Source organism: Vibrio sp. 704, from assembly GCF_033339295.1.
This window is the reverse complement of the sequence record NZ_JAWOUH010001008.1, coordinates 1-520: the sequence shown is the minus strand read 5'-3', so window position 1 is coordinate 520 and position 520 is coordinate 1. Positions and strand designations below refer to the sequence as shown.

The window sequence follows — 520 nt, the reverse complement described above, 5'->3', positions numbered from 1 at the left end:
AACCTGATTTGTGATAAAGCATTGAATATGAGTTATCACCAGGGCAGTGTCGTTGTCGATAAACAGACGGTGCAACAAGCCTGCGAAGAAGTCATGCAGTTTCAGGCGGACATTTACCAGCAAGATAAACCTCGTCAATCTTTTACATGGCCAGCGTGGGGATCGGCTGCTATTGGTGTAATGGCAGCGGTTGGTGTCGGCTGGGCTGCAATAAATTACATGCCAATGAAGCCAAAGGCTCCGATGTCGGAAGTACCCGTTGCTGCGTCTTCGTCTACTCCTGCTCCTCTTATGGCAAGTGAGCAGCTAACTGGTGCGCAGCGCGATATGCTGTTGGCGCAGAAACAATCCAATCTTGCCGTGAATGATCTTTACCGCCTTTGGGGATATCGAGCATCAGTGCGCGATAATCTTTGCTTGTCTGAGCCTCAATCCACCATGCGTTGTGAAAGAAAAATGGCAACGTGGCCCTTGCTGATGCAGCAAAATCGACCGGTTATTTTAGAGCTGAATTATCAAG

Annotated in this window: 1 pseudogene; it reads left to right on the top strand. The window is 48.7% G+C overall.

Annotated features, from left to right (window positions below):
- Positions 1–520, top strand: a pseudogene (locus R7R24_RS30370) (hypothetical protein); the annotation flags it as partial.